The organism is Inquilinus sp., assembly GCF_057815775.1.
The window spans coordinates 1-9,340 of sequence record NZ_JBYRFX010000196.1; the positions used below are offsets into that span (position 1 = coordinate 1).

The 9,340-nt window shown below is 70.9% G+C and carries 10 protein-coding genes; all 10 read left to right on the top strand.

Annotated features, from left to right (window positions below; all coding sequences use genetic code 11):
• On the top strand, nt 1-795 hold a 795-nt coding region (locus tag AC3XYG_RS06965), incomplete at its 5' end, for an anthranilate synthase component I family protein (RefSeq protein WP_489139084.1).
• Nucleotides 796-883: 88 nt separating this feature from the next.
• Complete coding sequence (locus tag AC3XYG_RS06970; protein ID WP_489139085.1) at nt 884-1,468, top strand: anthranilate synthase component II; 585 nt, start codon at nt 884-886, stop codon at nt 1,466-1,468.
• The gene (gene trpD / locus AC3XYG_RS06975; RefSeq protein ID WP_489139086.1) at nt 1,465-2,496 is read left to right on the top strand and encodes an anthranilate phosphoribosyltransferase; all 1,032 of its coding nucleotides are present in this window, start codon (nt 1,465-1,467) and stop codon (nt 2,494-2,496) included. Before AC3XYG_RS06970 ends, trpD begins: the two co-directional genes overlap by 4 nt.
• An 8-nt stretch (nt 2,497-2,504) precedes the next feature.
• Nucleotides 2,505-3,326: an indole-3-glycerol phosphate synthase TrpC gene (trpC, locus tag AC3XYG_RS06980; RefSeq protein ID WP_489139087.1), complete on the top strand. Its 822-nt coding sequence runs from the start codon at nt 2,505-2,507 to the stop codon at nt 3,324-3,326.
• 208 nt (nt 3,327-3,534) lie between these two features.
• Nucleotides 3,535-4,020 (top strand): cyclic pyranopterin monophosphate synthase MoaC, encoded by a 486-nt coding sequence (gene moaC, locus AC3XYG_RS06985; RefSeq protein ID WP_489139088.1) that lies wholly within the window; start codon nt 3,535-3,537, stop codon nt 4,018-4,020.
• Nucleotides 4,017-5,216 carry a molybdopterin molybdotransferase MoeA gene (locus AC3XYG_RS06990; protein WP_489139089.1) on the top strand — a complete coding sequence of 400 codons (1,200 nt, stop codon included), beginning with the start codon at nt 4,017-4,019 and terminating at the stop codon, nt 5,214-5,216. The genes moaC and AC3XYG_RS06990 overlap by 4 nt, the downstream gene beginning before the upstream one ends.
• Before the next feature lie 130 nt (nt 5,217-5,346).
• Complete coding sequence (lexA, locus tag AC3XYG_RS06995) at nt 5,347-6,078, top strand: transcriptional repressor LexA (RefSeq protein WP_489139090.1); 732 nt, start codon at nt 5,347-5,349, stop codon at nt 6,076-6,078.
• Between the two features lie 10 nt (nt 6,079-6,088).
• On the top strand, nt 6,089-7,144 hold the full coding sequence (locus AC3XYG_RS07000) for a LacI family DNA-binding transcriptional regulator (protein WP_489139091.1): 1,056 nt from the start codon (nt 6,089-6,091) through the stop codon (nt 7,142-7,144).
• A gap of 185 nt (nt 7,145-7,329) precedes the next feature.
• Nucleotides 7,330-8,007, top strand: a complete 678-nt coding sequence (locus AC3XYG_RS07005; protein WP_489139092.1) for a response regulator transcription factor — start codon at nt 7,330-7,332, stop codon at nt 8,005-8,007.
• Between the two features lie 13 nt (nt 8,008-8,020).
• The coding region (locus AC3XYG_RS07010) for a sensor histidine kinase N-terminal domain-containing protein (protein WP_489139093.1) at nt 8,021-9,340 on the top strand (1,320 nt) is incomplete at its 3' end.

The following is a 9,340-nucleotide window of genomic DNA, read 5'->3' on the forward strand; positions in this document are numbered from 1 at the left end:
GACATCTTCCAGGTGGTGCTGTCGCAGCGCTTCTCCCTGCCTTTCACCCTGCCGCCGCTGGCCCTGTATCGGGCGCTGCGCCGGCTGAATCCCTCGCCCTTCCTGGTGTTCCAGAATTTCCGCGACTTCGCCGTGGTCGGCTCCAGCCCGGAGATCCTGGTGCGGCTGCGCGACGGCGAGGTGACGATCCGGCCGATCGCCGGCACCCGGCCGCGCGGCGCCACGCCGGAGGAGGATGTGGCGCTGGAGCAGGACCTGCTGGCCGACCCGAAGGAGCGGGCCGAGCACCTGATGCTGCTCGACCTCGGCCGCAACGATGTCGGCCGCGTCGCGCAGATCGGCTCGGTCAAGGTCACCGACCGCTTCATCGTCGAGCGCTATTCCCACGTCATGCACATCGTCTCCAACGTCGTCGGCCGGATCGCGCCGCAGCATGACGCGATCGCCGCCCTGTCCGCCGGCTTCCCGGCCGGCACCACCAGCGGCGCGCCCAAGGTGCGGGCGATGGAGATCATCGACGAGCTGGAGGTGGCGCGGCGCGGCGTCTATGCCGGGGCGATGGGCTATTTCGGCGCCAATGGCGACATGGACACCTGCATCGCCCTGCGCACCGCCGTGGTCAAGGACGGTACCCTGTACATCCAGGCCGGCGGCGGCGTGGTCGCCGACAGCGACCCCGAGGGCGAATACCAGGAAACCCGCAACAAGGCGCGGGCCCTGGTGCGCGCGGCCGAAGATGCGGTACGCTTCGCCAACCGACCGCGCAGCGGCAATCGGCCGATGGGACATGTCTGAACAACGCACCTCTTCGCAGCATCGATGGTGAGGCCGGCCGGATCCCCGCCGACCCTCCCCATACCCATGCCTCGAAAGGGCGAAATCGATGCTTCTGCTGATCGATAACTACGACAGCTTCACCTACAACCTGGTCCATTACCTCGGCGAACTCGGGGCCGACACCGATGTCCGGCGCAACGACGCGCTGACCGTCGACGAGGCGCTGGCGCTGCGCCCCGATGGCATCGTCATCTCGCCGGGCCCGCGCGACCCCGACCAGGCCGGCATCTGCATGGATTTGATCCAGGCCGCCGCCGGCCGGATCCCGATCTTCGGCGTCTGCCTGGGCCACCAGGCGATCGGCCAGGTCTTCGGCGGCAAGATCGTTCGCGCGCCAACCCCGATGCACGGCAAGATCAGCGCAGTGCATCACCATGGCGGCGGCGTGCTGGCCGGGCTGCCCGACCATTTCGAGGCAACGCGCTACCGTTCGCTGACCATCGCGCCGGACAGCATGCCGGACAGCCTGGAGGCGACGGCCTGGACCGAGGACGGCGTGATCATGGCGCTGCGGCACAAGACGCTGCCGATCCATGGCGTGCAATTCCACCCGGAAAGTATCGCCTCGCAGTTCGGCCACAAGATCCTGCAGAACTTCCTGGCCATCGCCGAGCGGCGGAACGCGGCATGACGACCGAGATGCGACCGTTCCTGGCCAAGGCCGCGCTGGGCCAGCCGCTGGACGCCGCCGACGCCCGCGCCGCCTTCGAGATCATCATGTCGGGCGAGGCGACGCCGGCGCAGATCGGCGGCTTCCTGATGGCGCTGCGGGTCCGCGGCGAGACGCCGGAGGAAATCGCCGCCGCCGCCCGGGTGATGCGCGACAAGGCGGTGACGATCGACGCGCCGGAGGGTGCGATCGACTGCTGCGGCACCGGCGGCGACAATTCCGGCTCGTTCAACGTCTCGACCGCCGTGTCCTTCGTGCTGGCGGGCGCCGGCGTGCCGGTGGCCAAGCACGGCAACCGCGCGGCATCGAGCCTGACCGGCGCTGCCAATGTGCTGGCCGAGCTGGGCGTCAATGTCGAAGCGACGCCGGCGGTGATGCGCGAGGCGCTGTGGGACGCCCATATCGGCTTCCTGTTCGCGCCGCTGTACCACAGCGCCATGCGCCATGTCGGCCCGGCCCGGCAGGAGCTGGGCACGCGCACGATCTTCAACCTGCTCGGCCCCCTGGCCAACCCGGCCGGGGTGAAGCGCCAGCTGCTCGGTGTCTTCGCTGAGGCCTGGGTCGACCCGGTGGCCGAGGCGCTGAAGCAGCTGGGCAGCGAGGTCGCCTGGGTCGTCCATGGCAGCGACGGGCTGGACGAGCTGACCACCACCGGCCCAACCGCGGTGGCCGAGCTGCGCGACGGACAAATCCGGCGCCTGACCGTGACGCCGGAGGATGCCGGCCTGCCGCGGGCGGTGCCGGAGGATCTCAAGGGCGGCGACCCCGAAACCAACGCCGCGGCCCTGCGCGCGGTATTGGGCGGCACCCATGGCGCCTATCGCGACATCGTGCGGCTGAACGCCGCTGCGGCTTTCATCGTGGCCGGGAAGGTCAATACTCTGACGGACGGCGCCACGCTGGCGGCCCGTATCATCGATGACGGATCCGCCGCCCGCGTGCTGGAGCGGCTGGCCCGGATCACCAGTCAGAACCCGGCTGCGGTTTAGGAACGGTTATGAGCGACACGCTGACTCGCATCTGCGACGACAAGCGCCGGCACGTCGAGGCCCGCAAGGCGGCGGTGCCGCCGGCCGAGATCCGCCGCCTGGCGGACCTGGCCGACCGCGCCGCCCCGCCGCGCGGCTTCGTCGCGGCGCTGCGCCGTGCCCAGGCGGAGGGCCGCTACGGCCTGATCGCCGAAATCAAGAAGGCCTCCCCCTCCAAGGGCCTGATCCGGGCGGATTTCGACCCGCCCTCCCTCGCCCGCGCCTACAGCGACGGCGGCGCCACCTGCCTGTCGGTGCTGACCGACGCGCCGTATTTCCAGGGTGCGGACGAGTACCTGACCGCCGCGCGCAACGCCGCCGAGCTGCCGGTGCTGCGCAAGGACTTCATGATCGACCGCTACCAGATCGACGAGGCCCGGGCGCTGGGCGCCGACTGCATCCTGTTGATCATGGCGGCGCTGGACGACGCATTGGCGCAGGAGCTGGAGCAGGCGGCGATCGACAACGGAATGGACGTGCTGGTCGAGGTGCATGACGCGGCGGAGCTGGACCGGGCGCTGAAGCTGCGCTCGCCGCTGCTCGGCATCAACAACCGCAACCTCAAGACCCTGCAGGTCGACCTCGCCACCACCGAGGCGCTGGCGGCGCAGGTGCCGGACGACCGGCTGCTGGTCTCGGAAAGCGGCCTGTTCACCCCGGCCGATCTCGCCCGCATGTCCAAGGTCGGCGCGACCACCTTCCTGATCGGCGAAAGCCTGATGCGCCACGACGACGTCGCCGCCGCCACCCGCGCGCTGCTGGCTCGCGAGGAAAGGTCGGCCGCGGAATGATGGATCCGGCCTCTCATCTCCGGCACGTTTGCGTTGCCTCTCCCGCCTGGCGGGAGAGGTCGGACGTCTCTTGGGACGTCCGGGTGAGGGTTGGCCCGGGCCTCGACAAAGAGCCCTCACCCGGAGCCGCTTCGCGTCTCCGGCCTCTCCCGCAACCCTCGGATCAAGTCCGAGGGGGAGAGGCAACGCCTGGGGCCAGGTGGGCTTCATGACCGGCGAGCTGACCCATTTCGACGCGGCCGGCCAGGCGCGCATGGTCGACGTCTCCGACAAGGAGACGACGGTCCGGGTCGCGCGCGCCGGCTGTCACGTCGAGATGCAGCCGGAGACGCTGGCGCTGATCGCCTCCGGCGGCCATGCCAAGGGCGACGTGCTCGGCATCGCCCGCATCGCCGGCATCATGGCGGCCAAGCGCACCGCCGATCTGATCCCGCTGTGCCATCCGCTGCCCTTGTCCAGCGTCGAGCTGGCGCTGCGCTGCGACGCCGAGCACAGCCGGGTCGAGATCGAGGCGACGGTGAAGGTCACCCACCGCACCGGTGTCGAGATGGAAGCCCTGACCGCCGCCTCCGTCGCCGCCCTGACCGTCTACGATATGTGCAAGGCGGTCGACCGCGGCATGGTCGTCGGCGATCTGCGGCTGCTGCACAAATCCGGCGGCCGCTCCGGCACCTATGAGGCCGCCGCCCGATGATCCCCGTGGCCGAAGCGCTCGAGCGAATCCTGTCCGGCCTCGTGCCGCTGCCGGCCGAGACCGTGCCCCTGCCCGACGGGCTGGGCCGGATCCTGGCCGAGCCGGTGGTGGCGCGGCTGACCCAGCCACCGCTCGACGTCTCCGCCATGGATGGCTGGGCCGTGCGCGCTGCCGATGTCGCCACCGTCCCCGCGACCCTACGCGAGATCGGCCGGGTGCCGGCCGGCGGGCGATTCGAGGGCATTGTCGGCCCTGGCCAATGCGTCCGCATCTTCACCGGCGCGCCGGTGCCGGCCGGCGCGGATGCCGTGGTGATCCAGGAGGATGCCGACACGTCCGGCGACTCGGTCACCATCCGCGAGGGCGCCGCCGCCGGCCGTTTCATCCGCAAGGCGGGGCTAGATTTCCGCGCCGGCGACGTGCTGCTGCAGCCGGGCCGGCGCCTGACCGCGCGCGACATCGGCATCGCCGCCTCGACCAACCATCCCTGGCTGCGCGTCCGCCGCCGGCCGCGGGTGGCGATCCTGGCGACAGGCGACGAGATCGTGATGCCGGGCGAGGCGCTGGGGCCGAGCCAGATCGTCAGCTCCAACAGCCATGCCCTGGCAGCGCTTGTCCGCAACTGCGGCGGCCAGCCGGTCGATCTCGGCATCGCCCGCGACAACGCCGAATCGCTGGCGGCGCTGGCCGCCGGCGCCCGCGGCGCCGACCTGATCGTCACCACCGGCGGCGCGTCGGTCGGCGACCACGACCTGGTCCGCTCCGTCCTCGGCGACCACGGCCTGACGCTGGATTTCTGGACGATCGCGATGCGGCCGGGCAAGCCGCTGATGTTCGGCCGGCTCGGCGACACGCCGATGCTCGGCCTGCCCGGCAACCCGGTCTCGACCATGGTGTGCGGCTGGCTGTTCCTGCGGCCGGCCCTGTACGCGCTGCAGGGCGCCGTCGCGCCCGACACCCGCATCACTGCGACGCTCGGCCGCGACCTGCCGGCCAATGACAAGCGCGAGGATTACTTGCGCGCCCGGATCGAACGCAGTGAAGGCGGATTCGTTGCCACCCCGTTCCCGGCGCAGGACAGCTCGATGCTGTCGTTGCTGGCCGCTGCCGACGGGCTGGTGATCCGCCCGCCCCTGGCCTCGGCTGCGGCGCGCGGCGACACGGTCGAAGCGGTGCTGTTTGCCGACGGCGTCTGATTCCGCTGATCGTTGCTGCGAAGTAAAGATCGCGGTGCGACAAAGTTAGCGCCTTGTGTTTTTGTTTTGTTCCTCCTATCGTGTTTCCAGGGATTCGGCCGCGCCGCGGCCCTTGGGAACGGAGGATGCCTTGCTGACACGAAAGCAACAGGAGTTGTTGTTGTTCGTCCACCGCCGGTTAGAGGCGGATGGAGTCAGTCCTTCATTCGACGAAATGAAGGATGCCCTCAACCTCAAGTCCAAATCGGGCATACATCGACTGATCACCGGGCTGGAAGAGCGCGGTTTTATTCGCCGGCTGCCGCATCGGGCCCGGGCGCTCGAAGTGCTCCGCCTGCCCGATTGCCTGAAGTCGGACACGCCGGCAGCGGCGACGCCTGACGATGACAATGTCGTGCCCTTCCGGCCGGTGCGCACCGATGTCGCCCTGCCCGGCCGCAAGCTGGAACGCGCCGACCTGACCAATGCCGAGCACGGCGTGCGCCTGCCACTGTACGGCAAGATCGCCGCCGGCATGCCGATCGAGGCGCTGCGCGATCATTCCAACTACGCCCAGGTGCCGGCCTCGCTGCTCGGCCCGGGTGAGCATTACGCCCTCGAAGTCGCCGGCGACAGCATGGTCGAGGCCGGGATCCTGGATGGCGACACGGTCATCATCCGGCGCTGCGACGCGGCCGATCCCGGCGTCATCGTCGTCGCCCTGGTCGACGACAACGAGGTCACGCTGAAGACCCTGCGCCACAAGGGCAGCTCGATCGGCCTGGAAGCCGCCAACCCGTCCTACGAGACCCGCTTCCTGCCGCCAGACCGCGTCCGCATCCAGGGGCGCCTGGTCGGGCTGCTGCGCACCTATTCTTCCTGACCGGACCCGCATGGCCCGTCGCGGCGGCCGTGACCCGGCCGGCGTGACCGACCGCAAGGTGTCGCGGCCTGCGGGCGGGGCCGAGCGGGCGACCGCACAGCAGGTCGCCGCTGCGGCCGGGGTGTCGATCTCCGCGGTATCCCGCACCTTCACCAAGGACGCCAGCGTGTCGCCCCGCATGCGGGCCCGGGTGCTGGCGGCGGCGGAGGCGCTGGGCTATCGGCCGAACCAGCTGGCGCGCAGCCTGATGACCGGCCGGACCGAGCTGGTCGGGCTGGTCTCGACCCATTTCGCCAACCCCGCCTTCATGGATGTGTTCGACCTGTTCACCCGCGAGCTGCAAAGCCGCGGGCTGCGGCCGTTGATCGCCAATTTGTCCGGCGACGGCGGCGCCGACGCAGCGCTCGACATGATGCTGCAATACAGCGTCGACGCCGTGCTGATCGCCACCTCCGCCCCGCCGCCCGGCTTCGCCGCCTCCTGCGCCCGGGCCGGCCTGCCGGTCATGCATGTGTTCGGCCGGACCGAACCCGGGGCGCCGGTGCCGGTGGCGACGGTCGACAATGTCGCCGGCGGCCGCCTGGCGGCGCGGACCCTGTTGGCGCGCGGCGTGAAGCGCCCGGCCTTTCTCGGCGGCAGCCCCACGGATGCGTCCTCGATCGACCGCGGCGAAGGCTTCCGCCAGACCCTGGCCGAGGCCGGACTGACGCCGCCGGTCGTGTTCGCCGGCGACTATTCGCACGATCATGGCCAACGCGCGATGCATGCGCTGCTCGACATGCATCGGCCGGACGCCGTGTTCTGCGCCGACGACATCCTCGCCCTCGGCGCCCTCGACGCCTGCCGCGAGCGCGGCCTGCGCGTGCCGGACGATATCGGCGTGATCGGCTTCGACGACATGCCCCTGGCCGCCTGGCCAGGCTACGACCTGACCACGATCCGCCAGCCGATGGCCGAGATGGTGCGCCACGCCATCGCCGAAATCGCGGCCCGGCTGGCCGATCCCGGGCACCAGATCCGGGACCGGATATTCGAGATCACGCTGATGGAGCGCGGGAGCCTGTAGTCGATAGCGGCTTCGGGTGAGGGTTCTTCGTTGAGGCCAGGACCAACCCTCACCCGGTCTCGCTGCGCGAGCCCAACCTCTCCTCCTCAGGCTTGACCCGGGGACAGGCGGGAGAGGCAGCGCAAACACGGCCAATGCCCTTGCCCCGCCTTGCCCTGCCCGTCGCTTTCCGACAAGAAGGACGGATGCGGATCCTTCTGGTCGAAGACAACCCCGATCTCGGGGAGGCGGTGGAGAACCGGCTGCGCAAGTCCGGCCATTCCGTGGAGTGGGTCCGGGACGGGCTGCTGGCGGCTGAGGCCGCCGATCACGACGTGTTCGACGCCGTGCTGCTGGACATCATGCTGCCGGGCCAGGACGGCTTCGCCGTCATCAAGGATCTGCGCCGGCGCGGCGTCGATGCCCCGGTGCTGGTGATCACCGCCCGGTCGGAGATCGACGACAAGGTCGGCATCCTCGACCTCGGCGCCGACGACTATCTGGTCAAGCCGTTCGACCTGCGCGAGCTGGAGGCCCGGCTGCGCGCCCTGCTGCGGCGCCCCGGCGGCCAGACCGGCAGCACCCTGGCCCATGGCAATGTCACGCTGGAGCCGGCGGGCCGCGTCGTCACCGTTGCCGGCCGCGTCGTCGAATTCGGCCGCCGCGAATTCCGGCTGCTGGAGATCCTGCTGACCCGCGCCGGCCAGGTCGCCGCCAAGGACCGGCTGATGATGCAGCTGTTCGGCGACGAGGCCGAGGTGTCGATCAACGCGCTGGAGCTGCTGGTCTCGCGCGTCCGCCGCAAGCTGGAGGGCGCCGATATCGACATCGTCACCATCCGCGGCGCCGGCTACCGGGTGCAGCCGCATGGGACGCCCGAATGATCGGGACCCCGGAATGATTGGGGCCGGGGCGCCCGCGGCCAGCCGCGCGTCGATCCGCCGGCGCGTGCTGGTGCTGACCGTGCTGGCGCTGCTGCTGACCGGCATCGGCCTGGTCGCCCTGGTGCGCGACTACGCCCGCGGCGCCTCCGACAGCGCCTTCGACCGGCTACTCGCCGCCTCGGCCTTCAGCATCGCCGGCGCGGTGCAGATCGAGGACGGGGCGGTTGCGGTCGAGCTGCCGACCGCGTCGCTGGCGATGCTCGACTTTTCCGACGACGACCGCGTGTTCTACCAGGTGGCGGCGCCGGACGGCGCCTTCGTCACCGGCTATGCCGATCTCGGCGCCGCCCTGCCGGCCGCCGCGTCGGCCATCCCTAGCTTCGCCGACGGCACCTATCGCGGCGAGGCGGTGCGGATCGGCACCGTCGGCCGGCTGGTCTTCGTCGACGGCAAGGCCGGCTGGGTCACCATCCGGGTGGCCGAGACCCGCGGCGCCCGCTCCGCCTTGGCATCGGAGATCCTCGGCCGGGCAGCCCTGCCGCTGGCGGCGCTGGGGCTGGTCGCGCTCGGCCTGGTCTGGTTCGGCATCCGCTACGCCTTCGCGCCGCTGGTGGTGATGGAGCGCGAGCTGCGCCGCCGGGCGCCGGAGGATCTGTCGCCGGTACAGGTGCCCGTGCCGGTCGAGGTGCAGCAGCTGGTCGGCGCGTTGAACGACTTCATCGCCCGGCTGCGCAGCGTGATGGACCGGGTCAGCGGCCTGGTCGCCGATGCGGCGCATCAGGTCCGCACGCCGCTGGCATCGCTGCGGGCCCAGGCCGAGGTGGCGGTGGATGAAGCCGACCCCGACCGGCTGCGCGACCGCGTCGTCCGCATCCACCAGAACGCGGTCCAGGCCAGCCATCTGGTCAACCAGCTGCTGATGGACGCGACCGTCCGCCACCGGCTGGAGGCGCGCGAGGCCACCGCGGTGGGGCTGGAGGCCGTGATCGAGGATGTCCGCCAGCGCCTGGATTCGGCCGATGCCGACCGGCTGGCGGTGACGGTGAGCCCCGACGCCTCCGATGTCGCCGTCAATGGCGACCGGGTGGCGCTGCGCGAGATGCTGTGGAACCTGATCGACAACGCCCTGACGCATGCGCCGGATGGGACGGTCGAGGTCGCGGCGGCGCTGGAGGCCGGGCGGGCGGTGATCCTGGTCTCCGACCGCGGCCCCGGCATTCCGGACCAGGAGAAGGAGCTGGTGCTGGAGCGCTTCATCCGCGGCCAGGCCGGCCAGGCGCAGGCCGGGTCGGGCCTGGGCCTGTCGATCGTGCGCACGGTGGTGGCGGCGCAT

What these genes read in the sequence shown, in the direction of transcription:
- AC3XYG_RS06970 (WP_489139085.1), top strand. Translation starts at nt 884, where the DNA reads ATGCTTCTGCTGATCGATAACTACGACAGCTTCACCTACAACCTGGTC.
- AC3XYG_RS07000 (WP_489139091.1), top strand. Translation starts at nt 6,089, where the DNA reads ATGGCCCGTCGCGGCGGCCGTGACCCGGCCGGCGTGACCGACCGCAAG.
- trpD (WP_489139086.1), top strand. Translation starts at nt 1,465, where the DNA reads ATGACGACCGAGATGCGACCGTTCCTGGCCAAGGCCGCGCTGGGCCAG.
- trpC (WP_489139087.1), top strand. Translation starts at nt 2,505, where the DNA reads ATGAGCGACACGCTGACTCGCATCTGCGACGACAAGCGCCGGCACGTC.
- moaC (WP_489139088.1), top strand. Translation starts at nt 3,535, where the DNA reads ATGACCGGCGAGCTGACCCATTTCGACGCGGCCGGCCAGGCGCGCATG.
- AC3XYG_RS07005 (WP_489139092.1), top strand. Translation starts at nt 7,330, where the DNA reads ATGCGGATCCTTCTGGTCGAAGACAACCCCGATCTCGGGGAGGCGGTG.
- AC3XYG_RS06990 (WP_489139089.1), top strand. Translation starts at nt 4,017, where the DNA reads ATGATCCCCGTGGCCGAAGCGCTCGAGCGAATCCTGTCCGGCCTCGTG.